The organism is Sphingomonas bacterium (assembly GCF_903642285.1).
GTDB lineage: Bacteria > Pseudomonadota > Alphaproteobacteria > Sphingomonadales > Sphingomonadaceae > Sphingomonas.
In genome coordinates this window covers 73,284-99,318 of sequence record NZ_CAHJWJ010000006.1, presented here as the reverse complement: position 1 = coordinate 99,318, position 26,035 = coordinate 73,284, and the positions used below count along the sequence as shown (strand labels likewise).

The 26,035-nt window shown below is 67.8% G+C and carries 25 protein-coding genes and 2 tRNA genes; 13 read left to right on the top strand and 14 right to left on the bottom strand.

Annotated elements, in window-relative coordinates:
* Positions 1–56 precede the first annotated feature (56 nt).
* The 3 genes from HUU99_RS04875 to HUU99_RS04865 are packed head-to-tail and all read left to right on the top strand — an operon-like array spanning position 57 to position 1,801.
* On the top strand, positions 57–236 hold the full coding sequence (locus HUU99_RS04875; protein ID WP_174285449.1) for a hypothetical protein: 180 nt from the start codon (positions 57–59) through the stop codon (positions 234–236).
* On the top strand, positions 233–559 hold the full coding sequence (locus HUU99_RS04870; RefSeq protein ID WP_174285448.1) for a hypothetical protein: 327 nt from the start codon (positions 233–235) through the stop codon (positions 557–559). The genes HUU99_RS04875 and HUU99_RS04870 overlap by 4 nt, the downstream gene beginning before the upstream one ends.
* 57 nt (positions 560–616) lie before the next feature.
* Positions 617–1,801, top strand: a complete 1,185-nt coding sequence (locus tag HUU99_RS04865) for an acyl-CoA dehydrogenase (protein ID WP_174285447.1) — start codon at positions 617–619, stop codon at positions 1,799–1,801.
* A gap of 10 nt (positions 1,802–1,811) precedes the next feature.
* Here HUU99_RS04865 and HUU99_RS04860 read toward each other — a convergent pair whose 3' ends face one another.
* Positions 1,812–3,122, bottom strand: a complete 1,311-nt coding sequence (locus HUU99_RS04860; protein ID WP_375380075.1) for a sugar MFS transporter — start codon at positions 3,120–3,122, stop codon at positions 1,812–1,814.
* A 50-nt stretch (positions 3,123–3,172) separates the two neighbouring features.
* Positions 3,173–3,973: a DODA-type extradiol aromatic ring-opening family dioxygenase gene (locus tag HUU99_RS04855; RefSeq protein ID WP_174285446.1), complete on the bottom strand. Its 801-nt coding sequence runs from the start codon at positions 3,971–3,973 to the stop codon at positions 3,173–3,175.
* A 77-nt stretch (positions 3,974–4,050) separates the two neighbouring features.
* Between HUU99_RS04855 and HUU99_RS04850 the strand changes: the two genes are divergently transcribed.
* The 5 genes from HUU99_RS04850 to HUU99_RS04830 all read left to right on the top strand — a co-directional run bounded on the left by HUU99_RS04850 (position 4,051) and on the right by HUU99_RS04830 (position 8,212).
* Complete coding sequence (locus HUU99_RS04850) at positions 4,051–4,596, top strand: (2Fe-2S)-binding protein (protein WP_174285445.1); 546 nt, start codon at positions 4,051–4,053, stop codon at positions 4,594–4,596.
* A 132-nt stretch (positions 4,597–4,728) separates the two neighbouring features.
* The gene (locus HUU99_RS04845) at positions 4,729–5,559 is read left to right on the top strand and encodes an RcnB family protein (RefSeq protein ID WP_174285444.1); all 831 of its coding nucleotides are present in this window, start codon (positions 4,729–4,731) and stop codon (positions 5,557–5,559) included.
* A 75-nt stretch (positions 5,560–5,634) separates the two neighbouring features.
* Positions 5,635–6,306: a prolyl hydroxylase family protein gene (locus HUU99_RS04840; protein WP_174285443.1), complete on the top strand. Its 672-nt coding sequence runs from the start codon at positions 5,635–5,637 to the stop codon at positions 6,304–6,306.
* Between the two features lie 23 nt (positions 6,307–6,329).
* Entirely contained in the window at positions 6,330–8,093 is a 1,764-nt protein-coding gene (gene recJ, locus HUU99_RS04835; protein WP_174285442.1) for a single-stranded-DNA-specific exonuclease RecJ, read from the top strand.
* Between the two features lie 44 nt (positions 8,094–8,137).
* A tRNA-Glu gene (locus tag HUU99_RS04830) sits at positions 8,138–8,212 on the top strand.
* Between the two features lie 62 nt (positions 8,213–8,274).
* Here HUU99_RS04830 and HUU99_RS04825 read toward each other — a convergent pair.
* Positions 8,275–8,359 (bottom strand) — tRNA-Leu (locus HUU99_RS04825).
* A gap of 107 nt (positions 8,360–8,466) precedes the next feature.
* The gene (locus HUU99_RS04820) at positions 8,467–9,975 is read right to left on the bottom strand and encodes a YifB family Mg chelatase-like AAA ATPase (RefSeq protein ID WP_174285441.1); all 1,509 of its coding nucleotides are present in this window, start codon (positions 9,973–9,975) and stop codon (positions 8,467–8,469) included.
* A gap of 241 nt (positions 9,976–10,216) precedes the next feature.
* Here HUU99_RS04820 and rpmH point away from each other — a divergent pair, with 241 nt between their 5' ends.
* From rpmH to yihA, 5 genes are read left to right on the top strand one after another with little or no spacing between them, the layout of a single operon-like run.
* Complete coding sequence (gene rpmH, locus HUU99_RS04815; protein WP_174285440.1) at positions 10,217–10,351, top strand: 50S ribosomal protein L34; 135 nt, start codon at positions 10,217–10,219, stop codon at positions 10,349–10,351.
* 2 nt (positions 10,352–10,353) lie between these two features.
* On the top strand, positions 10,354–10,707 hold the full coding sequence (gene rnpA, locus HUU99_RS04810; protein WP_174285439.1) for a ribonuclease P protein component: 354 nt from the start codon (positions 10,354–10,356) through the stop codon (positions 10,705–10,707).
* The gene (gene yidD, locus HUU99_RS04805; protein WP_174285438.1) at positions 10,704–10,916 is read left to right on the top strand and encodes a membrane protein insertion efficiency factor YidD; all 213 of its coding nucleotides are present in this window, start codon (positions 10,704–10,706) and stop codon (positions 10,914–10,916) included. The genes rnpA and yidD overlap by 4 nt, the downstream gene beginning before the upstream one ends.
* A gap of 45 nt (positions 10,917–10,961) precedes the next feature.
* On the top strand, positions 10,962–12,662 hold the full coding sequence (yidC, locus tag HUU99_RS04800; protein ID WP_174285437.1) for a membrane protein insertase YidC: 1,701 nt from the start codon (positions 10,962–10,964) through the stop codon (positions 12,660–12,662).
* Entirely contained in the window at positions 12,659–13,309 is a 651-nt protein-coding gene (gene yihA, locus HUU99_RS04795; RefSeq protein ID WP_174285436.1) for a ribosome biogenesis GTP-binding protein YihA/YsxC, read from the top strand. Before yidC ends, yihA begins: the two co-directional genes overlap by 4 nt.
* A 96-nt stretch (positions 13,310–13,405) precedes the next feature.
* On the opposite strand, the gene HUU99_RS04790 is transcribed toward yihA, so the two are convergent.
* From HUU99_RS04790 to HUU99_RS04745, 10 genes are read right to left on the bottom strand one after another with little or no spacing between them, the layout of a single operon-like run.
* Positions 13,406–15,292, bottom strand: coding sequence for an XrtA/PEP-CTERM system amidotransferase (locus tag HUU99_RS04790; protein WP_174285435.1), 1,887 nt, complete (start codon positions 15,290–15,292; stop codon positions 13,406–13,408).
* Positions 15,292–16,830, bottom strand: a complete 1,539-nt coding sequence (gene xrtA, locus HUU99_RS04785; RefSeq protein WP_368039916.1) for an exosortase A — start codon at positions 16,828–16,830, stop codon at positions 15,292–15,294. The genes HUU99_RS04790 and xrtA overlap by 1 nt, the downstream gene beginning before the upstream one ends.
* Positions 16,827–18,002, bottom strand: coding sequence for a TIGR03087 family PEP-CTERM/XrtA system glycosyltransferase (locus HUU99_RS04780; protein ID WP_174285434.1), 1,176 nt, complete (start codon positions 18,000–18,002; stop codon positions 16,827–16,829). Before HUU99_RS04780 ends, xrtA begins: the two co-directional genes overlap by 4 nt.
* Complete coding sequence (locus HUU99_RS04775) at positions 17,999–19,045, bottom strand: FemAB family XrtA/PEP-CTERM system-associated protein (protein WP_174285433.1); 1,047 nt, start codon at positions 19,043–19,045, stop codon at positions 17,999–18,001. Before HUU99_RS04775 ends, HUU99_RS04780 begins: the two co-directional genes overlap by 4 nt.
* A complete protein-coding gene (locus HUU99_RS04770; RefSeq protein WP_254602925.1) occupies positions 19,042–19,896 on the bottom strand; it encodes an XrtA system polysaccharide deacetylase in 855 nt (284 codons plus the stop codon). The genes HUU99_RS04775 and HUU99_RS04770 overlap by 4 nt, the downstream gene beginning before the upstream one ends.
* A 4-nt stretch (positions 19,897–19,900) precedes the next feature.
* A complete protein-coding gene (locus HUU99_RS04765; protein WP_174285432.1) occupies positions 19,901–21,265 on the bottom strand; it encodes an ExeA family protein in 1,365 nt (454 codons plus the stop codon).
* Between the two features lie 11 nt (positions 21,266–21,276).
* Positions 21,277–22,881 (bottom strand): hypothetical protein, encoded by a 1,605-nt coding sequence (locus tag HUU99_RS04760; RefSeq protein ID WP_174285431.1) that lies wholly within the window; start codon positions 22,879–22,881, stop codon positions 21,277–21,279.
* Entirely contained in the window at positions 22,878–23,807 is a 930-nt protein-coding gene (locus tag HUU99_RS04755; RefSeq protein ID WP_174285430.1) for an AAA family ATPase, read from the bottom strand. The genes HUU99_RS04760 and HUU99_RS04755 overlap by 4 nt, the downstream gene beginning before the upstream one ends.
* Positions 23,808–23,817: 10 nt before the next feature.
* Positions 23,818–25,341 (bottom strand): XrtA system polysaccharide chain length determinant, encoded by a 1,524-nt coding sequence (locus tag HUU99_RS04750; RefSeq protein ID WP_174285429.1) that lies wholly within the window; start codon positions 25,339–25,341, stop codon positions 23,818–23,820.
* An 11-nt stretch (positions 25,342–25,352) separates the two neighbouring features.
* A complete protein-coding gene (locus tag HUU99_RS04745; RefSeq protein WP_174285428.1) occupies positions 25,353–25,994 on the bottom strand; it encodes an XrtA/PEP-CTERM system exopolysaccharide export protein in 642 nt (213 codons plus the stop codon).
* Between the last annotated feature and the right edge of the window lie 41 nt (positions 25,995–26,035).

Below are 26,035 nucleotides of genomic sequence, written 5' to 3'. Positions count from 1 at the left end.
GTTGGAAAATTGGAACATTAAGGGAACGCGTTACACCCGGATGGAGGAAACGCACCATGTCCCTGCTCTTCGAGATCGACCGCTATCTGCGCGGTACCGGCATGCCGCCGACGAAATTCGGGCGGCTGGCGGTCAACGATCCGCGGCTGGTCGGCGATCTGCGCCGCGGTCGTCAGCCCGGGCGCGCAGTCGCCGCGAAGGTCGAGGCGTTCATCGGATCGGAGCGACGCGCATGAGACTGGATTCGTTGCGGGGAGCCGATGCCGGGACGTTGCTCGTCCGCGCGCTGCGCGCACAGGCCATGGCGGCCGGCGTCGTGATCGCGGTCCGGTCGATCGCGACCAGACCCTGGGCCAGCGCGACCTTCGTCGGCACGTGCCACCGGATCGCGATCGAAGCAGAACCGGGCGATACGTTCGACCGGTGGATCGCCACGATGCCCGAAAGCGAATGGATCGTTCGCGGGCATCTCGTCGCCGATCTGATCGTCGATCGAATCATACGCGACGCGGGCATTGCATCGGTGTCGATTTCGATCCTGACGATCGAGGATAACTGAACCGTCTTGACGCGGACGCCGTCCGCTCCGAAGCGCTTGATCGCGAAGGAGAGTATGATGAGCGGCATGGCACGGTTCGACTGGGAGGATCCGTTCCTCCTCGACCAGCAGCTATCGGACGACGAGCGGATGATCCGCGACACCGCCAAGGCCTATGCGCGCGACAAGCTCGCCCCGCGGATCGTCCATGCGTTTCAGCATGAACATACCGACCCGGCGATCTTCCGCGAGATGGGCGAACTGGGGCTGCTCGGCCCGACGATCCCGGAGGAATATGGCGGCGTCGGCGCGTCCTATGTCGCCTATGGCCTCGTCGCGCGCGAGGTCGAAGCGATCGATTCGGGCTACCGATCGATGATGTCGGTGCAATCGAGCCTCGTGATGTATCCGATCAACGCCTATGGCTCCGAAGAGCAGAAGCACAAATTCCTGCCCAGGCTGGCGAGCGGCGAATGGATCGGCTGCTTCGGCCTGACCGAACCCGATGCCGGCTCCGACCCCGGCAGCATGACGACGCGCGCGGTGAAGACGGATACGGGCTACCGGATCTCGGGCGCGAAGACCTGGATCAGCAATTCGCCGATCGCGGACGTGTTCGTGGTGTGGGCGAAGAGCGACGAGCATGGCGGCGCGATCCGCGGCTTCATCCTCGAACGCGGCATGGACGGAATCGAGACGCCCAAGATCGAGGGCAAGCTGTCGCTCCGCGCCTCGGTCACCGGCATGATCCTGATGGACGATGTCGCGATCGGCGAGGACGCGCTGCTGCCCGACGTGTCGGGGCTGAAGGGGCCGTTCGGCTGCCTCAACCGCGCGCGCTACGGCATCAGCTGGGGCGCGATGGGTGCGGCGGAATTCTGCATGGCGGCATCGCGGCAATATGGGCTGGACCGCAAGCAGTTCGGCACCCCGCTCGCCGGACGGCAGCTGTTCCAGAAGAAGCTCGCGGATATGGAGACCGAGATCGCGCTCGGGCTCCAGGCGAGCTTGCGGGTCGGCCGGCTGATGGACGAGGGTCGGTTCGCGCCCGAGATGGTAAGCCTCGTCAAGCGCAACAATGTCGGCAAGGCGCTGGCCATCGCGCGGGATGCGCGCGACATGCATGGCGGCAACGGCATTTCGGGCGAATATCAGGTGATGCGCCACCTGATGAATCTGGAGACGGTCAACACGTACGAGGGCGCGCACGACGTCCACGCGCTGATCCTCGGTCGTGCGATCACCGGGATTGCGGCTTTCTGAGCGCTATCGGTCAGGTATCGGAGGGTGCCGGCCTGCGCGCGTAGATGCCGTATGCTGCGATCACCGCGTAACAGAGGCCCGGCAACAGCAGCGCGAAATGCAGCGAGCCGCTGTGGTCGGCGATCGTGCCGGTCAGGTACGGCACGATCGCCCCGCCGACGATCGCGCTCGCGATGACGCCCGATCCCTCCGCGGCGCGCTTGCCGAGCCCTTCGGATGCCAGCGCGAAGATCGTCGGGAACATGATCGAATTCGCCAGCCCCACCGCCAGCAGCGCCCAGCCCGATACCGCGCCGGTCATGTTCGCCGATACCAGGATCAGCACGATCGCGGCGGTGGCGACCCCGGCGAGCGCCTTGCCCGGCGATACCAATCGCAGCAGTCCCGATCCGACGAACCGCCCGGCGAGCGCCCCGCCCCAGTAATAGGGGACATGGTCGCCGGCGACCTGATCGGTCACCCCCCAGACATCCGCCTGGGTCAGGTACGATACGACCAGCGATCCGATCGAGACTTCCGCACCGACGTACAAGAAAGTGCAAAGCACGCCGATCGTGAAGCGCGGTCGCTTGAGCAGCGTGAACGCATGGAACATCGAACTGCTTTCGACCTGTTCCTCGTGCAACCGGTTGCGCCGGGTCCAGACCACGCCGGCGATGACCAGCAGCGCGGCCGCCAGCCCAAGATAGGTATGGACGATCGCGCGTGACGCCTCGACCCGGTACGCATCGCGCGCGGCCCCCGTCAGCGTCGCTGCGCTGACGCTCACCAAGCCGCCCAATATCAAGGTCGATCCGACGCGCGGGAAGGCCGTGGTGCCGAGCGAATTGAACGCCTGCGCGAAGGTCAGCCGGCTCGATGCGGTTTTCGGCGCGCCGAGCAGCGAGATCAGCGGATTGGCGACGACCTGGATGATCGTGATGCCCGCCCCGAGCACGAACAGCGCGATCAGGAAAACCCCGAACGTCGCGGATGCCGATGCGGGGATGAACAACAGGCACCCGATCATCATCGTCACCAGCCCGATCGCGGCGGTACGCATATAGCCCGCCCGCCGGACGATCGCCGCGGCGGGGATCGAGAACAGCCCGTATGCGAGGAAGAACGCCGACTGGACCAGCATCGCCGATGCGTGGTCGAGCGTGAAAAGCTCCCGCAATTTCGGGATGACGATGTCGTTGAGGCTGGTGATGCCGCCGAAGATGAAGAACAGCGCGAAGACGAAGATGCGCAGGTCGGGCGCGTCATAGCCGTGGTCGGCGTCGCCGCGTGCCGCAACCGCTTGATCGGTATCGCCGTGCATCCCGGTTCCCTCGTTCATTCTCAGGTCCCGGATAGGATGCCGTTCGCCGGACTGGCAAGCGCCGCGGTTCAGCCGAAACGATAACCCGAAACCGTCCAGCCCATTACCGTGTCGCGGAACGCCTGCACCGCCGCGCCGTCGCCCCCCGCCCCGAGCGCGACCATCAAGGGCAGCAGATGTTCTTCCCGGGGATGTGCGAAGCGCGCGTCGGGCAGCGTCGCCCAGTCGGTGAGGCGCGCCGCACGCGCAACGGGATCGGAATCGGTCACCGCCGCGGACAGCGCATCGTCCCAGGCGGCCGAGGACCCGGTCGCAACGCCGCCGAACGCGCGCATATTGTGGAAGCTCATCCCCGATCCGACGATCAGGACGCCCTCGTTCCGCAAAGGGGCGAGCGCCCGCCCGATCGCGATGTGCGCCGCCGGGTCGAGATCGGCGCGCAGCGACAATTGCACGAGCGGGATGTCGGCCGACGGTACCGCGACTTTCATCGGGATGAAGACGCCGTGATCCCACCCGCGCGTCGCATTCTCGGCGACCGGATGACCGGCCGCACGCAGCAGGTCCGCGGCGCGGCGGGCGACGTCCGGCGCGCCCGACGCATCCCATCGCAGCCGATAGGTATGCGGCGGGAAACCGCCGTAATCATAGAGCAGTCCCGGACGCTCGCCGACATGCACCGTCGCGACGGGCTCCTCCCAATGGCCGGAAACCAGCAGGATCGTGCGCGGTCGTTCGGGCAGGCTGTCGATCGACCCCGCCAGATGGGCCTGCATCGGTCGCCACATTCGATCGGGCGGCCCGCCTGCGGGGTCCATGAAGAAACAGGGGCCGCCGCCGTGCGGAATGAAGAGGGTTGGATGGGTCATGATCATGATGTGCGCCCGCCCCGCGCGTCGCACAATCGCATGGATCGAAACGCCGCGTTTCGCCTAAGGATGTCGCCATGACTCGCTTCACGGTCAACAATCAGCCGGTCGAATACCGGCTCGATCCGCAAACGCCGTTGTTGTGGGCGCTGCGCGACGCATCGAACCTGACGGGGGCCAAATATGGCTGCGGCACGGGGATCTGCGGCGCGTGTACGGTCGATGTCGATGGCCATGCGGTCCGATCGTGCCGGGTGTCGATCGCCAGCATCGAGGGCAGCTACGTCACCACGATCGAGGGGCTGTCGCGCGAGCGGACCCACCCGGTGCAGCTCGCCTTCATCGCCGCCAACGTACCGCAATGCGGGTTCTGCATCCCCGGCATCGTGATGGCGGCGGCGGTGCTGCTGAAGACCGTACCCGACCCGAGCGAGGACCAGGTGCGAGCGAGTATTACCAATATCTGCCGGTGCGGCACCTATCCCCGCCTGATCGACGCGATCCAGCGCGCGGGCCGGGCGATGCGCGGCGAAGAGACGATTCCCGCCGGCTTCAGGCCCGGGATCGATCCCGCCGACTCGGCCCGCCTCGTGCCGGCACTGGTCCCGCCCAAGGCACCTTGATCCTGCGCGCACATGACAGGAACCTGTCGGATCGCTGACAGACGAGTTCAGCTTCACGGCAGCCCATAGCGCCTACACCGTGCCATCGTCCGAACCGGTGCGTTCACCGTTCACAACAGCAAGGATAGCATCATGGTCAAACCAGTCATCGGGCTTCTGCTCGCCGCCGCCGCATTCGCGCCGGCGATCGCCGGCGCGCAGCAGGCGAACGTCGAGGCCCGCGGCGACGTACAGGTCGATGGACAGCGCGGCGATCAGGCCCGGCGCGACGCCTATCGCGCGCAGCACCAACAGCAGCAGCCGCGTCCGCAAGCCCAGGGCCAGCAGCCGCAGCAGGGCCGGCAACCGCAGGGTCAGCCGCAACAGGGCCAGCCACAGCAAAACCAATACCGCCAGGGCCAGAACGGACAGGCCCAATATCGGCAAGGCCAATATCAGCAGGGCCAGTACCGGCAGGGCCAGTACCAGCAGGGCCAGTACCAGCAGGGCCAGCGCCCGAACGGCGGACCGGACGGCCAGCGCGGCTATACCGGGCGCGGCGATCAGGGACGACCGAATTTCGGCCCGAACGCGCCGGGCGGACAGGGCGGCTATGCCGGCCGCGGCAATGATGGCCGCGGATACCAGGATGGGCGCGGTGCTCAGAGCCGCGGCGGCTGGAACAATGGCTGGCATGGCGACCGCCGCTACGACTGGAACGGCTACCGTGCGCAGAACCGCGGTGCGTTCCACCTGCCGCGCTATTACGCGCCCGGCGGCGGTTACGGCTATCGCCGCTATTCGGTCGGCATCACGCTCGGCTACGGCTTCTACGGCCAGAATTACTGGATCGGGAACCCGTATACCTACCGCCTGCCACCGGCCTACGGCCCCTATCGCTGGGTCCGCTATTATAACGACGCGCTGCTGGTCGATGTCCGCAGCGGTTATGTCGTCGATGCAGCGTACGGCATCTTCTGGTAAGGCGTGAAGGAGGCCCCGGCGAACGACGCCGGGGCCTCTTGCGTTTCGTCGGGGGCGACGGCAATCGGTCTGGTCATGGCCATCAGGAAACCCGGTTCCCCGTCGAAAATCCGCCGATCCGCCGGACAGACGGTCGCGCAGCGGCTCGACGCCAACCCCGCGGTCACCTGCGCGCAGGTTCCCGCCGCACAGGTCTATTACCATCCGGATTTCCTCTCCGCGGCGCAATGCGAGGCGCTGGTCGCGATGATCGACGCGCATCGCCGGCCATCGACATTGCTGTCCGACAAGGCGGGGACCGGGTTCCGGACCAGCGAAAGCTGCGACATGAACCGTCATTCGCCGGACGTCCGCCCGATCGACGAGGGCATCGCGCTGCTGCTCGGGCTCGATCCCGCCAAGGGCGAGACGATGCAGGGGCAGCGTTACGCCCCCGGCCAGCAATTCCGCGCGCATCACGATTATTTCCACGAGAGCGAAAGCTACTGGCCCGCGATGAAGGCGTCGGGCGGCCAGCGCACGTGGACCGCGATGGTGTATCTGAACGATGTCGAGGAGGGCGGCGCGACCTGGTTCCCGCAGGCAGGCATCCGCGTCGCGCCCAGGCGCGGTCTGTTGCTCGCCTGGAACAACATGAACCCCGACGGCAGCCCCAACGAACTGACGCTCCACGAGGGCATGCCCGTCGTGGAGGGCGTTAAGTACATCGTGACCAAATGGTTTCGCGAGGACGACTGGATACAATAGCCATGCTCGCGTAGAGGCTGGCGATGGACGTCCTCGGCATTTCCCGATCGATCATGGGTCAGCCGTGGCGCTGGCGGGCGACGAGCGCGGACGCGCGCGACCCGGGGTTCACGCCGGACGATCTGGTCACGCAGATCCTGATGGCGCGGGGGTGCCCGCGCGAGGCGCTGGACCTGCACAAGACGCCGTCGATCCGCGGCTTCATGCCCGACCCCTCGATCTTCCGCGACATGGACCGCGCCGCCGACCGCCTGGCCGATGCGGTGATCGCCGGCGAGAACGTCGCGATCTTCGGCGATTACGATGTCGATGGCGCGACGTCGGCGGCGCTGATGGTACTGCTGCTCCGCGATCTCGGGATCGAGGCGCGGCCCTATATCCCCGACCGGCTGATCGAAGGCTATGGGCCGTCCGGTCCCGCGTTGCTGCGGCTCGCGGCGGAGGGCGCGACGCTGATCGTGACCGTCGATTGCGGGGCGCAGGCGTTCGATGCGCTGGCGGCGGCGCACGCGGCCCCCGTCGACGTCATCGTCGTCGACCATCATAAATGCGCCAGCGCCCTGCCCCTCGCGCACGCATTGGTGAACCCCAACCGGCTGGACGAGGGCGACGGTGCGGCGCACGGACACCTCGCCGCGGTCGGTGTCGCGTTTCTGCTCGGCGCGGCCCTGGTACGGACGCTGCGTGCGCGCGGTTTCTTCGCCGGACGGGCGGAGCCGCGGCTGATCGATCTGCTCGACATCGTCGCGCTCGGCACCGTCGCGGACGTGGCGCAGTTGCGCGGGCTCAACCGTGCGTTCGTCGCGCAGGGGCTGAAGGTGATGGCGCAGCGCCGCAACATCGGCATCGCCGCGCTGATCGAGGCTTCGCGCCTGCCCCGCAATCCGACCGCGACCGACCTCGGCTTCGCGCTCGGGCCGCGGATCAACGCAGGGGGCCGGGTCGGCAAATCGGACCTGGGCGTCCGCCTGTTGACGTGCAGCGACCCCGACGAAGCCCGCGCGATCGCCGCCGAACTCGCCCGCCTGAACGAGGAGCGCCGCGGGATCGAGGGCGCGGTGCAGACCGCGGCGGACCTGATGATAGGCGGCGACCGCCGCGTCGTCGTGGTATCCGGGCAAGGCTGGCACCCTGGCGTCATCGGCATCGTCGCCGGTCGGCTGAAGGAAAAGCTCGGTCGGCCCGCGATCGTGATCGCGGTCGATGAAGCGGGCATCGGCAAGGGGTCGGGCCGATCGATCGCGGGCGTCGATCTGGGCGCGGCGGTGCTGGCGGCGAAGGAGCATGGCCTGCTCGTCGCCGGGGGGGGGCATGCGATGGCGGCGGGGCTGACGATCGACGCCGCGCAAGTGGCAGCGTTCGCCGATTTTCTGGAGGACCGCCTCGCCGCCGGGGTCGACCGGGCGATCGGCGACCGCGCCTTGCTGCTCGATGCCGTGATGGCACCCGGCGGGGTCAACCCCGATTTCGTCGGCGCGATGGAGGCCGGGGGCCCTTACGGCATGGGTTGGCCCGCGCCGCGCATCGTCGCCGGTCCGGTCCGCGTGGTCAAGGCGGAGATCGTCGGCAACGGCCATGTCCGCGCGATCGTCGCGGGCGACGACGGCCGCAGCCTGAAAGCGATGGCGTTCCGCAGCGGCGACACCCCGCTCGGTCAGGCCTTGCTCGGTGCGGGCCCGCATCGCCGGCTGTGGATCGCCGGCCGCGCGAAGATCGACGACTGGTCCAGCCGCCCCACCGCCGAACTCCACCTCGAAGACGCCGCCTGGGCCGACCGCCCGGCTTGACGGCTTTCCCGCCGCCCCGTAAGCGCTTCGCTCGCACCGCTAACGGCCCCTTCGTCTAGCGGTTAGGACGACGCCCTCTCACGGCGTAAGCACGGGTTCGATTCCCGTAGGGGTCACCAGCCGGATCGACGCCCGCTTCGGTCGCCATCGCTTGGGATTTCGGTCGATCCCATCGATCCAATGGTGCGGGTAGTCGGAGTCGAACCGACACTCCTTGCGGAACCGGATTTTGAGTCCGGCGCGTCTACCAATTCCACCATACCCGCATTTGCATTGGCTGGTGCGCCGCGTAGCCCAGCCCCAAGCCCCTCGCAAGCCGTCAGGCTTCGGAAATCCGTTGTTGCGGACGGATCGCGGTATCCATAACCCGCGATCAATTGACCGGCGCTCGCCGGCGATAGCTCAGCGCCTCCGCGATGTGGACGCGGCCGATCGACGGGGCGTCCGCCAAGTCGGCGATCGTCCGCGCGACGCGCAGGATGCGCGTGTAGCCGCGCGCGGTCAGCCGCATCGCGCCTGCCGCCTGGGTCAGCAAGGCACGGCCCGGCGCGTCGGGCGTCGCGACGCGGTCGAGCAGCGGGCCGTCCGCCTCCGCATTGGTCCGTACGCCCTCCCCGGCATAGCGACATGTCTGAACGGCGCGCGCGGCGGCGACCCGTGCGGCGACCGCGGCGGAATCCTCGGTCGGCGGCGGCAGGACGAGATCGGCGGCGCTGACCGCGGCGACATCGACATGCAGGTCGATCCGGTCGAGCAGCGGCCCCGACACCTTCGCCTGATAATCCGCCGCGCATTTCGGCGCCCGCGCGCACGCCAGCCCGGCGTCGCCGAGGTGCCCGCACCGGCACGGGTTCATCGCCGCGACCAGCTGCACCCGCGCCGGAAAAGTAACGTGCGCATTGGCGCGCGCCACGCTGACCGAGCCCGTCTCCAGCGGCTGGCGCAGCGAATCGAGCACCGCGCGCTGGAACTCGGGCAGTTCGTCGAGGAACAATACACCCAGATGCGCGAGGCTGACCTCGCCCGGCTTCACCTTCAGCCCGCCCCCCGTCAACGCCGCCATCGAGGCCGAATGATGCGGCGCGCGAAACGGTCGCGTACGGGTCAGCCGCCCCTCGGTCAGCGTTCCCGCGACCGATTGCACCATCGACACCTCGAGCGCTTCGGCGGGATCGAGCGGGGGCAGGATACCGGGCAAGCACGCCGCCATCAGCGACTTTCCCGCGCCGGGCGGTCCGCACATCAACAGGTTGTGACCGCCCGCGGCTGCGATCTCGAGCGCGCGCTTGGCGGTTTCCTGTCCGCGGACCTGCGCGAGGTCCGGCCCCCTGAACGTCGCCTCGGCCTCGCCCGGACGCGGTGCCGAGAGCAGGCCATGACCCTTGAAATGGTTGATGAGCCCGAGCAGATCGGGTGCCGCGACGATTTCGATCGACCCCGCCCAGGCCGCCTCCGACCCTTGCGCGGCGGGGCAGACCAGCCCCTTGCCCTCGCCCGACGCGAACAGCGCGGCGAGCAGTACGCCGGGCGAAGGCGCGATCCGTGCGTCGAGCCCGAGCTCGCCGACCACGACGAACTCCGCCAGCGTTTCGACATCGACCACGCCCATCGCGCCCAGCACCGCAAGTGCGATCGGCAGGTCGAAATGCGACCCTTCCTTCGGCAGGTCGGCGGGGCTGAGATTCACCGCGATCCGCTTCGGCGGCAATGCCAGCCCCATGGCGGCGATCGCGCCCCTCACCCGTTCACGGCTTTCGCCGACCGCCTTGTCGCCGAGCCCGACGACGTTGAACGCAGGCAAGCCCGGGATCAATTGCACCTGCACCTCGACGGCGCGCGCTTCCAGCCCCAGATAGGCCACCGTCGATACGATCGTCGCCACCGCATTCTCCCCGCAAGCCGACGGTCATATCGGGCTTTGCATCGCGCGGCACCGCGAGATGGATCGCATGCCAATCTATCGCCATGGACATTGCGGCGAACGCATATGCAGCGGGCGCAAGGGCGACGCGTCCACGTTGACTTGTCGGGTCCCTGTGGCTATGCGCAGCGCCGAACGAGGCCGTCCCCTGGGCGGCCTTCTTGCATTCGATGCAGGTCGAACCGAATTTGAGGAATGAGCGATGAAGCGGACCTTTCAGCCGAGCAATCTGGTGCGGACCCGCCGTCACGGCTTCCGCGCGCGGATGGCGACGGTCGGTGGCCGGGCGGTGATCCGCGCCCGCCGCGCGCGCGGCCGCAAGAAGCTGTCGGCGTAACCATGCCCGCGGGTGGTACCGTTCCTGCGGTCGCCACCCTCACCAGACGCAGCGATTTCCTGGCCGTGAACGCCGGCAGGCGCGCGCCGATGCCCGGGTTCGTATTATTGATGCGCCCGCGCGGCGATGGCGACGATGCGATGCGCATCGGCTTCACCGTCACCAAGAAGATCGGCAACGCAGTGGTGCGCAACCGGATGAAGCGCCGATTGCGGGCGCTCGCGCGGTCGCTGCTGCCGGTCAAGGGCGTGCCAGGTGCGGACCATGTCCTGATCGGGCGGCAGGGCGGGATCGAGCGGGATTATGCGCTGCTCGAGATCGAACTCGGCAAGGCGTTTGCGAAGATCGCCCGGTGATCGCGCCGCTGCTCGTGCTGATCGTTCGCGGATGGCAATTAGGCCCCTCGCTCGTCCTGCCGCCGAGCTGCCGCTACCAGCCCAGCTGTTCCGCCTATGCAATCACCGCGCTTCGCCGCTATGGCGCGGCCAAGGGGGGGTGGTTGGCGGCGAAGCGCATCGCCCGCTGCCATCCCTGGGGCGGGTACGGACCGGACCCCGTACCTTGACGGCCCATACCGTGAACCGGGAAGATTTTCAGTGAAAGACGCCAAATGAAGGACGATCGCCAGAATTTCGTCCTGTTCGCGGTGATCGCGGCGTTGATCCTGTTCGGCTGGCCGCTGATCCAGGGCAGGTTCTTCCCGACGGCCAATCCGCCCGTCACGAAGATCGAGGGCGGCAAGACCAAGGTCGTCGCCAACCCCGCTGCCGACCCCACCGCGGACGGGCCGACCGCGATCCGCGACCGGACGGTCGTGCTGGCGTCGAGCCCGCGAGTCACGATCGATACGCCCAGACTGCACGGGTCGATCAACCTGAAGGGTGCGCGGATCGACGATCTGGTGCTGAAGACCTACAAGGAAACGATCGCCCGGGATTCGCCGCCGATCCGGCTGCTGTCCCCCGCCGGCGCGCCCGAGGCCTATTTCGCCGGGTTCGGGTGGCGCGACGACGGGCTCAAGCCTCCTGCGCCCGATACGGTGTGGACCGCATCGTCGACACTGCTCGCCCCGGGGCATCCGGTCAACCTCGACGCCGCCAATGCGACCGGTCAGCGGTTCCGGATCACGATGGCGGTCGATGACGGCTATGTGTTCACGGTCCAGCAGACCGTCCTGAACGCCGGCAAGGCACCCGTGCCCGTCGCGGCCTATGGCCTCGTCAACCGGATCGGCGTGTCGAAGGACCCGGCGACCTGGACGATGCACACCGGTCCGGTTTCCGTGCACGGCGGCGGCGCGGACTATTCGCAGAAGTTCAAGGACATCGATGCCGCGCCCGAGAAGTTCGCGTCGACCGGCGGCTGGCTCGGCTTCACCGACAAATATTGGCTGACCGCGCTCGTCCCCGATCAGGCTGCGGCGTTCGACGGGGAATTCCGCGCAGGCGCCAACCAGGCTTATCAGGCCGATTATTCGGTACAGCCGAAAGTCCTGTCCCCCGGCCAGAGCGTGACCCAGTCGAGCCGTTTCTTCGCCGGCGCGAAGGAAGTGCGGCTCCTCCAGCGGTATCAGGACGAAGGCATCGAGAAGCTCGACAAGTCGATCGACTGGGGTTGGTTCGAGATCGTCGTCAGGCCGATCTTCACCTATCTCGACTGGCTGTTCCGCATCGCGGGCAATTTCGGCGTCGCGATCATCCTGCTTACCCTCACGATCCGCGGGTTGATGTTTCCGATCGCACAGCGCCAGTTCGCGTCGATGGCGAAGATGCGCGCGATCCAGCCGAAGATGAAGGCGCTCCAGGAACGCTACAAGGACGACAAGGTGCGTCAGCAGCAGGAGGTCATGGCGCTGTACAAGGCGGAAAAAGCCAATCCGCTTGCCGGCTGCCTGCCGACATTGCTGCAGATCCCGATCTTCTATGCGCTATACAAGACATTGATGCTGACGATCGAGATGCGGCACCAGCCCTTTTTCGGCTGGATCAGGGATTTGTCCGCACCCGACCCACTGACCCCAGTCAATCTCTTCGGACTGCTGCCCTTCGTGCCGCCGCACATGATCGCGATCGGCGTCATCCCGATCCTCTACGGCATATCGATGTATTTCCAGTTCAAGCTGAACCCGCAGGCGATGGACGATGCGCAGAAACAGGTCTTCGCGCTGATGCCGTGGATCCTGATGTTCGTCATGTCGTCGTTCGCCGTCGGGCTGCTGATCTACTGGATCACCTCGAACTGCCTCACGATCCTCCAGCAGCAACTGCTCTATTCGCGGCATCCCGCGCTCAAACAGGCTGCGGCGAAATGAGCGATGAAGGCGGGGAGGACGAAGAGCTGATAGAGACCGCGCGCAAGATATTCGCCGGGCCGATCGGGTTCCTCAAATCCGCGCCCGGCCTCGAGCATCTGCCCGCTCCCGACGTGCCCGAGATCGCGTTCGCGGGGCGGTCCAATGTCGGCAAGTCGTCGCTGCTGAACGCGCTGACCGGGCGCAACGCGCTCGCGCGGACGTCGAACACGCCGGGGCGGACGCAGGAGCTGAACTTCTTCGACGTCGGCGATCCGCTCGAATTCCGGCTGGTCGACATGCCGGGCTATGGTTTCGCGAAGGCTCCCAAGGACGTCGTCAGGAAATGGCGCTTCCTCGTGAACGATTTCCTGCGCGGGCGGCAGGTGCTCAAGCGCGCGCTGGTGCTGATCGACGCGCGCCACGGCGTGAAGGAGGTCGACCGCGAAATCCTCGACATGCTCGACAAGGCGGCGGTCAGCTACCGCATGGTGCTGACCAAGGCGGACAAGGTCAAGGTGACCGACCTGGCCGCGGTCGCCGCGTCGGTCGAGGCGGAGGCGCGCAAGCGGCCCGCGGCACATCCGGGGGTGCTCGCGACATCGAGCGAGGGCGGCATGGGGATCGCCGAACTGCGTGCGGCGGTGCTGGAGGCGGTGCGGGTTTAGCCCTCCCGTCACCGCCGCCTCGTGCCGGGGGTCCAGAGCCACGCAGCGCGACGATCGCGGCACTGGATGTTGGGATGAGCCCGGCATGACGGACGATTACCCGAACACCCGCTTCATCGACCGTTCCAGCATCACCAGCTGCCACAATGTCCGCCCATGCTCCCCCCGCCCCGACCGGTGCGCCGCGGCCATATCGGCGATCGCCGCGCCGTCGAACCAGCCGCTCTCGATCAGCGTCCGCGACGTCGCCAGCGCCGCTGCCTCGCCCGCCAGTGCGCCGCGGAACCACGCGGAGACCGGCGTCACGAACCCCATCTTGCGCCGGTAGAGGATATCGTCGGGCAGATACGGCGTCAGCGCCCGCTTCATCAGCCACTTCCCCTGCCCGCGCCGCAGCCGCATCGACACGGGCAGCGTCGCGGCGAACTCGATCAGCCGGTGGTCGAGCAGCGGCTCGCGCGCTTCCAGCCCGACCGCCATGCTGGTCCGGTCGACCTTGGTCAGGATATCGCCCGGCAGCCAGCGCTTCAGATCGGCATATTGCGCGCGGTCCAACGCGTCGCGCGCCGGCGCAGCACGCATCGCGGCGACATAGGCATCCTCCGCGCGGTAGCCGCCCAGATGCCGCCGCGCCTCGGCCGTGAAAAGCCGCGCGCGCAGCATCGGCGTCGTCACCCCGACCGCTTGCGCATAGGCTTCGTCGCCGTCACCCGCGAGCGCCAGCAGCGTCGATTTCGCCCGCAGCGGCCGCGGTGCCCAGTCGGCCTTTGGATAATGCCGCCCGAGCGCGCCGAATACCGACGTTCGCATCGCCGTCGGCAGAAGGCCTCGCACCCGCTCCTCCGCCGCCTGGAAGCGGTAGCGGCGATACCCCGCCAGCGCCTCGTCCGCACCGTCCCCCGACAATGCGACGGTGACGCTTTCCCGCGCCAAAGCGCAGACCTGATAGGTCGCCAGCGCGGAGGCGTCGGCGAAGGGCTCGTCGAAGCTGGTGACCAGCGTTTCGATCAGCGCATGGTCGTCGGACGAGACGATGCGGGTGGCATGATCGGTCGCGAACCGCTGCGCGACCTGCTCGGCATAGCCGCGCTCGTCGTAGTCGGCTTCCGCGAACCCGATGGTGCAGGTCTTCACCGCCGACCGACTGGTCTCGGCCATCAGTGCGACCACCGCGGAGCTGTCTACCCCGCCCGACAGGAATGCGCCGAGCGGAACGTCGGCAACCATCCGGCTTTGCACCCCGTCGCGCATCTTCGCCAGCAATTCGATACCGAGCGAATCCGCCGAACCGCGCGCACGGTTAGTGAAATCCGCGTCCCACCATTGCCGCGGCTGGGGAACGCCCTTGCCGCGCTCGACGAGCAGGAAATGCCCGGCCGCCAGCTTGCGTACCCCTGCGACGATGCAGGCGTCGTCGGGCACATAGCCCCAGGCCATATAGTCCTCGACCGCGCGCAGATCGGGCGTGCGGCGGACGAGCGGATGCGCCAGCAATCCCTTCAATTCCGACGCGAACGCGAGCGACCCGTCGGACAGCTCGACGTAAAATAGCGGCTTCACCCCCAGCCGGTCGCGCGCGAGGAACAGCGTCCCGCGGTCCGCGTCGTGAAGCGCGAAGGCGAACATCCCGTTCAACCGGTCGAGCACCCCCGGCCCCCATTGCCGCCAGCCGTGGAGCAGGACCTCGGTATCGCCGGCGGTACGGAACACCGCCCCCTTGGCGATCAGATTGGTACGGATTTCCGCGAAATTATAGATCTCGCCATTATAGGTGACGGTGAGGGCACCATCCGACATCGGCTGCGGCGATCCCTCCAGATCGATGACCGACAGCCGCCGATGCCCGAAGCCGACGCCGGGCGCAGTCCAGATCCCCTCTCCGTCGGGCCCGCGATGCGCTATCGCCGCGATCATCTGCGCGAGCCGGCTCGGCTCGACGGGCTTGGGCGTCCCGGGATGGAAGATCCCGGCGATACCGCACATCAGCGCATGCCCGCATCATGGTCCGCGACCGCACCGATATCGCCGAGCGCGGCACGGAAGGCGCGGATCGCGGCGACGGGGTCCTGCCCGGTGCCGGCCTGCGCCGACAGATGGATCGCGACCGCGCGCTGCGGGCCGCCGAACAGCCGCGCCTTCATACCCTCGATCTTGACCAGCGGGGGGGCGTTCGTGGTGACATCGCCAATCCGGTACCATGTCGCGACGATGCGCTCCACCGGATGCTGATCGCGACCCGCGGCGGTGATCCGCATCACCGAGCCGCCATCGATATCGGGCAGGTCGGCGACGCGGACCCAGCGATCCTCCTCGCGCAGCACGCCCTGGCCGAACGCGATCATCTCATGGTCGCGCATCTGGCTGCCATAGACCGCGACCGCCATGTCGACCCGGCGACCCCGACCATCGGCGTAGCGGCCGAACAAGTGGTGGTCCGCACCGGGGTAGTTCGGCTCCCATGGTGCATCGACGCTGACGTCGACGCGGTGCCAGCCCGGCACCACGGGCAAGCCGATATGCGCGGGCAAGGGCTGCGCGCGCCCGGCGATCGCCTGCGACCATGCGGGAAAGAGGCCTGCGGTCGCCAGGACCAGCACGACGGCGACGGGCAATGCGGTGCGATGCTTCACCGGCGGGGGCAATGTCGCCGGATCGAATGCGGGCGCGTCGGGCGCACGGTCGAACCAGCGCCAGCCGATCGCCAGCACCGCCGCCATCACCAGCCCGAAGAATACCCAGCCATAGACGATGTGGTCGAACCCCGTCGCGCGTTCGAGCGAGATCCGGTTCGCCGCCCAGATCGTCGCGAATGCCCGCACGCCGTTCGCCACGACCGGCACGACCACGCACACCGCGAGAAACACGGCGCGTCGCGTCCAGGTGGTAAAGCACACATTCGCGACCAATGCGCCGAACGCGACCATCGCGATCACGAACTTCGCCCCCGAACACGCTTCCGCGACCTCGAAATAATAACGGCCGCCGTGAATCATCACGCCGTCGAGACTTGCCGGAATGCCCGACGCATGCAGCATCGGCACGACCATATGCGCGGTGACGGTCTGGAGCGGCGATTGCAGCCCTTCGCCGGCTGGCACCAGGAACAGCGCATAGCCGAGCGGAAATGCGATCCCCCGCGCGACCGACGGTCCGAGAATCGTCACCACCGCCCCCTGCAACATGACGGCAAGCCCGAGATGCCGCGCGAACGACACCGATCCCGCCTCGCCCGTCAGCCATGCCGTACCACCGGCCGCGACGATCGCCAGCGCTGGCCACCACGCCACCGGTGCCAGCTGCGCGAGTTCGCCGCGCCGCTGCCATACGAGCCAGGCGACCACCGGGCCGATGAACAGGCAATGCCCGAAGGTCGTGCTGGTCCACCAGATATGCGCGAGATCGCCGAGGTCGGCTCGGAACAGCAGCAACAGCAAACCGGTGACGAGGGCAAGCGCGACCAGATGCCGTTGCCACGCGTCGGACATGCGCTTTGCCGCGGCCGCCGGGAGCGCGATCGTCACGCGGCGCTCGGCGCGAGCAACGAGTCGAGCGGTGCCAGCCGTTCGTCCCACGAATAACGGTCGATGACGCGCGCGCGCGCGGCCTGGCCAATCGCGTCGGTGCGTCGGACGTCGTCGATCAGCGCAGACACCGCGTCGGCGAACGCTGCGGCACCATCGGCGACGTGGATCGTGCCGTCATGGTCGATCCCCTCCGCAGCGCACGGTGTCGCGACCACCGCGCGGGCCATCGCCATCGCTTCCAGGATCTTGTTCTGCACCCCGCGCGCCAGCTTGAGCGGCGCGACGCACACGCTCGCCGCCGCCAGCCAGCCGCGCACATCGTCTACCGCTCCCGTCACGAAGACATCGTCCGACGCCAGCTGACGAACCGCTGCGGTGGGCGATCGTCCGACGACCGCAAAGCGGGCCGCCGGGTTGCGGGCGCGGATCATGGGCAAGATGTCGGTCGCGAACCACGTCACCGCCTCGACATTCGGCGGGTAATCCATTTGTCCGGTGAATACGATTAGCGGACCGTCCGTCTCGACCGGCGCGACCGTCGCTGGATCGAATCGCGCGGTATCGATCCCGTTCTCCACGACCAGGACATTGCCCGCGCCGCCGCCCGCGCGGAACAGCGTCGCCTCGGCGGCGCTGACGAACAGGCCGGCCTCGACCCGCGCCGCGACGGCACGCTCATACGCACCGAGCAGCCTCGCCTCGCGCGTCATCAGCCAGCGCATCGGGCCGCGCGCCTTGCCGGCCAGCGCGGCGAACTTGGCCGAATCGACATCGACGAAATCCATGATCGCGCGCGGCGTGGCCGGCAGATACTGCGCCATCTGCCCGGAAAAGGCGTAGATCGCATCGATCGGCCGGCTGGCCAGTATTTGACGTACCGCCGCGGTCATCGCTCCGTCCCTGAACGCCGCGAGCGATACCGACTGACCGCTTGCGAGTGCGCTCATAACGGCCGCGCCACGGCTCCGCTTTCGCGGCACGATCGTCGCGCTGGCCAATTTGCTGCGCAGCATTTCCGGTACGATCCGGTCGCCGGGGTCGTCCGCGAACGCGACCAGATGGACATGCGCGCGGTCGGCGAGCCAGTTCACCACCGCGTTGCTGCGGATCTTGTCGCCGCGGTCGGGCGGATAGGGCGCGCGGTGCGCCAGGAACATGATGTGCTTCACCCAAGCCCCCGCGCGATCCTCGGACCGACCAGCGTCGCCGCCCATAAGGGCAGCCGCTTCCAGGTCGCCACCATCGCCGCATATCTGGGGTCGAGCGGATTGATCGTCCGCGGCGGACCGTCGCTTTTCGTCGCATAACGCCGGACTTCGGGCTCGAACCCCCAGTTCTTCTTGAACGCCGCCGCACCGGTCCCCGCCTTAGACCGCCCGAAATCGAACCGCGTGCAACCGCGCGCGCGCGCATGCGCCATCAGCGCGAAATACATCCGGTCGTTGGCGCGCAGGCCCCGTGCCGTCGCGGTGCCGCCCCCCCAATAGGGATAGACGGTGCCGTTCATATATAGGCTCAGGACGCTCGCGACCGCCCTGCCCCCATGGCGGACGGTCAGGATATCGGCGTCGAGTTCCGCCATCACTGATACGAACAGCCCGGCCGGGAAGACCGGCGTGCCGAGGTTCCGCACGGATTCGGCGTAGACCCGGTAATGCTCGCGCAGCATCGCCCGATCGCGGCCGGTGACGATGTCTAGCGCGAACCCGAGAGCCCGGCGCACTTCGGCGCGCTGCTTGCGCGGAATGGCGAGCAGTTCGGCCTCGTCGTTCGCGGCAATTGGGCGGACGAAGCCGAGGTAGGTAGCGTCGTCGACATGCCAGCCGTCCGGCGCGACGCCGCCGCGCAGTTCGACGCCCGGGCACCCGATCCGCTGCGCCAGATCCAACGCCTCGGCGGCCAGCGGCTCCACCGCTTCCCCCAGCACGCCGCCATCGACGCCGAACCCGACCGACACGAGCGCCCGCCCGGCGATCGGCGATCGCATCGCGGTCAGCGGCAACACGCCGGCGATCGAGCCGTCCGCATGCTCCGCCACCAGATAGCGCGATCGCTGGCCGCAGCTCCGTTGAACCGCACGGCTCCAGCCGGTCAGATGGAAAGGCGTCGCGCCATCGGCCGCGCGAACGAATGTGTCAATGCGCGCCGCCTCACGCACATCCGCGATATCGGCCTCCCGGATACCGACCGGTGCGGCGATCAACGGCATCATAGGGCACGGGCAGCGATAGCGGCGTCGACCCGGCCCCAGTCGTGCCGATCGATCAAGCCGCGCAGCTTTCCCACCATCGCGCCGAGCCGGGAATAGTGCCGCAGCCTGGACCGCATCGGGGCGGCAGCGACGCGGGGCTGTGCGGGATCGATCTCCCACGGGTGGAAATAGAACATCGCGGGTTGTCCCGCGCGGTTGACCTGCCGCACCGCATGATCGGTGATCGCCGCGGGCAGCAGGCGGAAGAACCCGCCTCCGGTCGCCAGCCGCCGGCCGGCGATTTCCGCGACGGTCACCGGCACCTCGACCAGCGGGCTGTCGGCGACAGGCCGGAATGCGTAGCGCGGTGCGTCGCGCCAGCCATAATGATCGTGGCGCACCGGTGCGACGCTGGAGGAATAGGCATAGCCATCCTCCGCCAGCACCGCATGCGCCCAGGGCGTACGCGCATCGATCGAGAAGCTCGGCGCGCGGTAACCGGTGACGGCGACCCCGGCGGCGTCCTCGATCGTGGCGCGCGCGTGGGCGATATCGGCGCGGAAGGTAGCGGGCGTCATCGTGAAGACCCGGACATGGTCCCAGCCATGGCTCGCGATCTCGTGGCCCGCCTCGACGATCCGCCGGATCAGCGCGGGGTGGCGATCGGCGACCCAGCCGAGGGTGAAGAAGGTCGCCTTCACACCGCTTTCCGCGAAGAGCGTCAGGACGGCATCGGTGTTGCGCTCGACCCGCGGATCGAGTGTCGGCCAATCGGCCTTGTCGATCACGCGCTCGAACGCGCCGACCTGGAACCAGTCCTCGACATCGACCGACATGCCGTTGAGCACGGGAGCGCCCGGCACGCGCGTCATGGCATCACGCCGCGGCGTTGCGGATCGGGGTGAACCCCGGCCGTGCGGTATCGCTTTCGACCCAGTCGACCAGCAGCGTCAGAACGCGGCGAAGCGCCGCCTCCTGGTTTTCCACCTGTCCCTCCAGCGCGGCGATACGCTGGAGAATCCGGGAGTCGGGTGTCGGGTCGATGGCGGGCGCAACGACGAATGCGCCGGCCTCGCTCCGTTCGTGCTGGGCCTGTCGAAGCACTTCAGTCTCATGCCCTTCGACAGGCTCCGGGCGAACGGCGGAGGTATCGGCTGCCGTCTCCTCTTCGTGTCCGATGGAGTCCGGCTCAACGGCGGCAAGCGCCGCCTCCGCCGGCGCCGCAATCGGGTCGTGCCCCGGCGCCGCGATCGGCAAGGCGGCGGCGGGCTCCGGGGTGGAGGGCGCGATCGGGACGGGGTGTTCGACCCCGTTGTCGACGCGCGGCTTCAGCCAATCGGTGTCGACCGGCGCAACCCCCACGGCCGTGACCGGCGCAGCAACGGGCTCCGGCACGCCGGGCGCAACGACCGGCGCATGCATCATCGGCAGATCGGCATGCAGATCGCCGATCACCGTATCCACGGTGGGCCCGTCGATCAGATCCAGCCCCTCGATCGCGGCGAACAGCATCACGCGGCCTGCCAGCAGGTTCAGCCGGCGCGGCACACCCGCCGACCCCCGATAAAAGGCCGCGAATGCCTCCGTGGTGAAATTGGGACGCCCCGACCAGCCGACGACCGCGAGCCGGTGGGCGATGTAGTCCGCGACCTCGTTCTCCTCCATCGGATCGAGATGATGGATCGCGATCACGCGCTGGCGCAATTGCTCAAGCCGATCCTCGCCGTGCAGCCGGTCGCGGAATTCGGGCTGACCCAGCAGAACGATCTGCAGCATCGCATGCCCGCCCGCCTGGAAATTGGAGAGCATGCGCAGCTCCTCCAGCGATGCGACCGGCAACGCCTGCGCTTCGTCGACGATCAGCAGCGTCCGTTTGCCGGTGCGCGCGACCGCGTGCAGCCCGCGTTCGATCGCCATCAGCAGCTCGGCCTTTTCCAGACCCGACGGGTTCACGCCGAGCGAATGCGCGACGATCCGAAGCAGGTCCGCCGGTTCGATCGCTGTCGACACGATCCGGATGGCGTTCAACGACTGATGGTCGACCGTGTCCATCAGATGCCCGACCAGCGTGGTCTTCCCCGCGCCGATATCGCCGGTGATGACGATGAAGCCCTCTCCCTGCGCCAGACCATAGCCGAGATACGCCATCGCCTTGCGATGGGTCGCGGTCTCGAACCAGAAACGCGGGTCCGGGGTCAGCTGGAACGGCCGGCCGCTCAATCCGAAATGATCGTCGTACATCGTCGTTCGTCCTAGAACTGGTATCGCGCGCCGAGAAGCGCCTGCAGCGACGGATCGCTCGGCTGACCCTCGGTCTTCGCATTGTACACACCCAGCGAGGCGGTCGTGCCAAGCCGGCCGAAATAATGGTAATAGGCGGCGGTTGCGCCATAGGAGATCGTGCCGGCGGAGCCCGGCAGATCGCTGGTGTAATAGTTCAGGAACGCGTTGGCGTTGATCCCCGACACGCGCGATAGCGCGCGGCCGTAGAACAATTGCCCGTAATAGCTCTGATCCTCCTCGCCATAGACGACGATGCCCGACGGCACGTTCGGCGCGTAAAGCTCGCGATTGGTATAGCCCGCTGCGAAGCCGTACGTCGACAGTCCGCGCTTGGCGGACAGGACCGCGTCGACCCCGCGCGCGCGGAAGCTGGCGGTGCTGATCGACTGGAACGCGCTGTTCAGACAGCCGCCGGGTGCCGCGCCCGACGTGCCGAAGACGCAGCCGTTGAACTGCTGCCCGAACTGGTCGCGGCTGTCGACGAAGCTGGTCGGCAGATTGGCGACGCCCTGGCGCAGCTGCTGGCCGAACGTCTCGACGGTATCATAGACGTTGACCGCGAGCCCGACCGACTTCGACGCCTGATAGGTCGCGGTGCCGGTATAGCTCGTCGAACCATATCGCCGGCCGACATGTGCCTCGACCGACGTGCGGTGATTGGGATGCCAGACGACGCCCGCGTCATAATAGACGCCGTCGGTGCGATACGCGACGCGGCGCGGCGACGTGGGATCGGTGACGAAACGACCGTCGCCGTCCTGCACCGGGACGCCCGCCGCGGTCAGCAGCGCGTCCTTCTGGCTGACGTCGATCTTCTCGTAGCCGACGCCCGCGGTCAGCGCGACGGTAGCGGCGACGGGGGCGAGGACATCGCCGCGCGCATGATATCCTTCGAACCGCTGGTCGAGCTGCGCCCCGTCCTCGCGCTGATACCCCGCGCCGACCGACACGCCGACCGGCAGCATCGCGCCCGGCGCTACACTGGCGCCGACCGATGCGGTCTGACCGAGCGAATGGTCGTAATAATCGAGCCGCTGCCCGGGCGTACCGGTGCCGGTCGTCGGCGTCGTGACCTTCGTGTAGCCGATGCCGTAATCCGCACTGAGCGCCACCGCACCGGCGTGACCGCGGTAGCTCGGTCCGCCATAGACGGTGTAGACCTGGCTGATATTGTCGACGTTGCCGGTCAGTATCCCGGGTGCCGCACCCCGAATGTCGTTGCGACTGCGCGTAGCGAGCCCCCCCGCGTCCAGCGAGAGCCCCGGTGCGACCTTCGCATCGATACGGGCGAGGCCGGTGTTCACGTCCGCATCGCCGATATCGTGTCCCTCGCCGATCCTTCGTTCGTAGCGATAGCTGATCTGCGCCTGCACGCGCGGCGTGTTCGTGGCGGCGTCGATGCCGACCGCGACCTCCGAATAGGTGACGACGTCGCCGCCCTTCAGGTCGGCGTCGAGCACTTGGCTCAGCTCGATATAGGGCGAGATCGTGGTCCGCCGGTCGCTCTGCGCGTCGGCGGTGCCGCCGGCGAGCAGCGCCGCGGCGGTGCCGAGCGCTAGCGTGGTCCGATTCACTTGCTGGTCTCCTGGCCATAGTAACTGCCGAACCGCGCGCCTCCGGGCACGAAGGACACGGCGTTGAGGACGAGTTGAATGTGATCGCACCCGTCGAGCAGCGACACCGCGGCGCGAAGCTCGTTCTCCGGCGTGCGATCGGCGCGGACCACCAGCATCACCTGCCCGACCATCAGCGCCAGCACCGATGCGGGCGATGCGGCGAGCGCCGGCGGCGAATCGAAGATCACGATGCGGCGCGGGTCGGCCGATAACAGCCGGGCGAGGACGACCCGGGTGCGCGCGCTCGCCAGCAATTCGGTATCGCTCGACGTCTTGGTACCGGCAGACAGCAGCGAGAGATTGGGCACATCGGTGCGCACGACGAGCGTCTCGACGTCGATGCTCGAATCGCCGAGCGCGTCGAGCAGCCCGAGTCCGTCGTCCAGCCCGAGCCGCGCCATGACATCGGGCTTGGCGAAATCGGCATCGACCAGCAGGACCTCGACATCACGCTCGGCGGCGATCGACAGTGCGAGGTTGACTGCGGTGAAGGTCTTGCCGTCGCGCGGGCGCGCCGAACATACCAGGATGGTGCGCGCCTTGTCGGGCGTATCGCTCTCCGCGATGCGCTGGCTGGCGATCAGCAGCTGCCGCTTCACCAGTCGGAATTCCTCCGCGAGCGGACCGATCGGCGCGCCGGGGACGATCATCCCCGCCTCGGCCAGCATCATCCGGTCGATCGGCTGGCGATCGTGCGACATCGGGGTCGAGTCGTGTCCGAAGACGGGTTCGTCGAATATCGGCGCATCGTCGAGGACGAACGGCGCGGCGGGCACCGACGGTGCGACGCCGCGTGCGCGCGCATGCTGGCCGAAGTCGTAGACCTTCGCCGCGCGTTCCAGGAGCGACGGTTCGCGCTTCGGCGTCGGGTTGGTGTTCGTCATGCCGTTTCCCTCACGCTGCCAGGCCGCGCTGAAGGACTTCGACGCCCAGCAGCAGGACATAGGCGACGGCCAGACCCGCGGCGCCCCCGGCGAACAGTTTCAATCCTTTGGCACGGTGTTCGGACTGGCTGCGCGTCAGCACTTCACCGATCGATCCGATCACCGGCATCCCCGTCGCTTTCTCCAGCCGCGGCACGGTCGCGAAGGTCGCGCGCAGCTGGCCCAGCGCGAACGCGCCGCCGATGCCCGCTGCGATGCCCACGAACAGCACGCCCGACAGCAGCAGCATCCGGTTGGGCGCGGTCGGCGTGTGGGGCAGCGTCGGCGGATCGATGACGTTGAACTTCATCGCCGCCGACTGCGTCTGCGCCTGGCCGCGGACCGCGATCTGCTGTCGCTGCGTGAACAGCTGGTCATACTGCGTCTTCAGCACATCGTGACGGCGGTCGATGTCGCTTTGCTGCGCGGCAACCGCGGGATCGGCCGAAAGCTTGGAATTCAGCAGGTCGAGATCGCCCTGCAACTGGCTCTTGCGCATGCGAAGCGAAGCGACGCCCGCCTGCTTCTCCGCCGCCATCGACTGTAGCGAGGCATAGACCGGGTTGGGCTGCGCGCCGCCGGCTGCGCCACCAACCAGCGGCTCGCTGCGCGCGGCGGCGGTAGCGGCGGCGAGCTGGCTTTTCAGCGCGATCACGTCCGGATGGTTTTCCGTATCGCCGCGGGCACGAGCGTCGGCGAGCTGCCCCTGGATGGCGGACAGCCGCGCGCGCGCCGGCCCGGCCGATCCGGCACTTCCCGCCATCCCGGGCAGCGATTGCGGAATGCCGGCCATCTGGCTCTGCACCGTCGCATAGCCCGACTGCGCAGCCGCCAGATCGCCATCGACCTGCGCCATCTGGCTGCGCGCCGCGGAAATGCGATCGGCGATCGAGCCGGTCCCCGGCAACGCGCCGAGGTACCGGTTCTGGAAATCCGCGCGCTTCGCCTCGGCGTCCTGCAATTGTGCCTGGAGATCGGCGAGCTGGTGATCGAGGAAGCCCAGACTCTGCGTGTTCGCGCTGCGATCGCCCGCCAGGTTCGCCTCGACGAAGATATCGATCAGCTTCTGCGTGATCTGCCGCGCCAGTTTTGGGCTGGATGCGGTCGTGACGATCTCGAACAGATTGTCCTGCTGCGCGGTCACCTTGATGTTTTGCGACAGGCTCGACACGCGATCGGCCACGTCGCGGTCGTTCGAAACGGTGTTGGCCAGATCGGTCCCGCGCACCACCTTCGACAGGTTCGTCGCGGAGGTCATCGTCTGGCGGATCGTGTCGAGGTCCTTCTGCGCGTCCTGCGGTGATCCGTCGACCGACGTGGGCAGCACCGATTGCATCTGGAACAGGATGCGCGCGCGCGACTCGTACTTGCTCGGCATCTGCGCGACGACCAGCCAGCCGAGCACGCAAACGCCCCACGCAACGCCGAGCGCGATCCATCGCCGCGTCCAGATGGCGTGCAGCGCCAGCCGCGCCTCGTCATAGATGCCGTTCATTCGGCTGTGCCTCAGAACATCGATTCGGGGATGATGATGACGTCGCCCGGTTCGAGCCGGACGTTCGCGGACGAATCGCCATGCTTCAGCAGATTGGCGATCTGCAGCTGATATTCGTGGCTCTTGCCGTTCGCGCGGTCGTAGCGGACGAGCCGCGCCTTGTTGCCCGCGGCATATTGGCCGAGCCCGCCGACCGCGATCATCGCGTCCAGCAACGTCATGTTCGCGCGGTAGGGCAGCGCGGCGGGTTTCTCGGTCGCGCCGACGATCCGGATCTGCTGACTGTAGGTGCCGGAGAAATTATCGACGATCACCGATACGATCGGATGGCTGACATATTCGCTGAGCGCACCCTTGAGGTCGTCCGCGAGCTGCGCGGGCGTCTTGCCGACCGCGGTCATGTCGTTCACCAGCGGCGTGGTGATCCGGCCGTCGGGCCGCACCTGTACCTTGGCGGACAGGTCGGCGTTGCGCCAAACGAAGATGCTCAGCTGATCGAGCGGCCCGATGACATATTCCTCGCCCGGCTGTTCGCGCGACTGAACATAGGCGGCGGGGGGCAGTTGCGGGCGACCGGTGCCGACACAGGCGGTCAGCGTGGTGGCGGCGAGCCCCAGCGCGATCGAGGTGCGGGAAAGGCGGGCGAAACGCATGGCCGTCGGTCTCCTGTCGACGCCGCCAGCGCGATAGGCGC

Coding starts and splice junctions, on each gene's coding strand:
- HUU99_RS04745 (WP_174285428.1), bottom strand. CDS start 25,994: ATGCGTTTCGCCCGCCTTTCCCGCACCTCGATCGCGCTGGGGCTCGCC.
- HUU99_RS04870 (WP_174285448.1), top strand. CDS start 233: ATGAGACTGGATTCGTTGCGGGGAGCCGATGCCGGGACGTTGCTCGTC.
- rnpA (WP_174285439.1), top strand. CDS start 10,354: ATGCCCGCGGGTGGTACCGTTCCTGCGGTCGCCACCCTCACCAGACGC.
- HUU99_RS04875 (WP_174285449.1), top strand. CDS start 57: ATGTCCCTGCTCTTCGAGATCGACCGCTATCTGCGCGGTACCGGCATG.
- HUU99_RS04855 (WP_174285446.1), bottom strand. CDS start 3,973: ATGACCCATCCAACCCTCTTCATTCCGCACGGCGGCGGCCCCTGTTTC.
- yidC (WP_174285437.1), top strand. CDS start 10,962: ATGAAGGACGATCGCCAGAATTTCGTCCTGTTCGCGGTGATCGCGGCG.
- HUU99_RS04790 (WP_174285435.1), bottom strand. CDS start 15,292: ATGTGCGGTATCGCCGGGATCTTCCATCCCGGGACGCCCAAGCCCGTC.
- HUU99_RS04850 (WP_174285445.1), top strand. CDS start 4,051: ATGACTCGCTTCACGGTCAACAATCAGCCGGTCGAATACCGGCTCGAT.
- recJ (WP_174285442.1), top strand. CDS start 6,330: ATGGACGTCCTCGGCATTTCCCGATCGATCATGGGTCAGCCGTGGCGC.
- rpmH (WP_174285440.1), top strand. CDS start 10,217: ATGAAGCGGACCTTTCAGCCGAGCAATCTGGTGCGGACCCGCCGTCAC.
- HUU99_RS04755 (WP_174285430.1), bottom strand. CDS start 23,807: ATGACGAACACCAACCCGACGCCGAAGCGCGAACCGTCGCTCCTGGAA.
- HUU99_RS04770 (WP_254602925.1), bottom strand. CDS start 19,896: ATGACGCGCGTGCCGGGCGCTCCCGTGCTCAACGGCATGTCGGTCGAT.
- HUU99_RS04750 (WP_174285429.1), bottom strand. CDS start 25,341: ATGAACGGCATCTATGACGAGGCGCGGCTGGCGCTGCACGCCATCTGG.
- HUU99_RS04865 (WP_174285447.1), top strand. CDS start 617: ATGAGCGGCATGGCACGGTTCGACTGGGAGGATCCGTTCCTCCTCGAC.
- yihA (WP_174285436.1), top strand. CDS start 12,659: ATGAGCGATGAAGGCGGGGAGGACGAAGAGCTGATAGAGACCGCGCGC.
- HUU99_RS04860 (WP_375380075.1), bottom strand. CDS start 3,122: ATGAACGAGGGAACCGGGATGCACGGCGATACCGATCAAGCGGTTGCG.
- HUU99_RS04845 (WP_174285444.1), top strand. CDS start 4,729: ATGGTCAAACCAGTCATCGGGCTTCTGCTCGCCGCCGCCGCATTCGCG.
- HUU99_RS04840 (WP_174285443.1), top strand. CDS start 5,635: ATGGCCATCAGGAAACCCGGTTCCCCGTCGAAAATCCGCCGATCCGCC.
- HUU99_RS04765 (WP_174285432.1), bottom strand. CDS start 21,265: ATGTACGACGATCATTTCGGATTGAGCGGCCGGCCGTTCCAGCTGACC.
- HUU99_RS04775 (WP_174285433.1), bottom strand. CDS start 19,045: ATGATGCCGTTGATCGCCGCACCGGTCGGTATCCGGGAGGCCGATATC.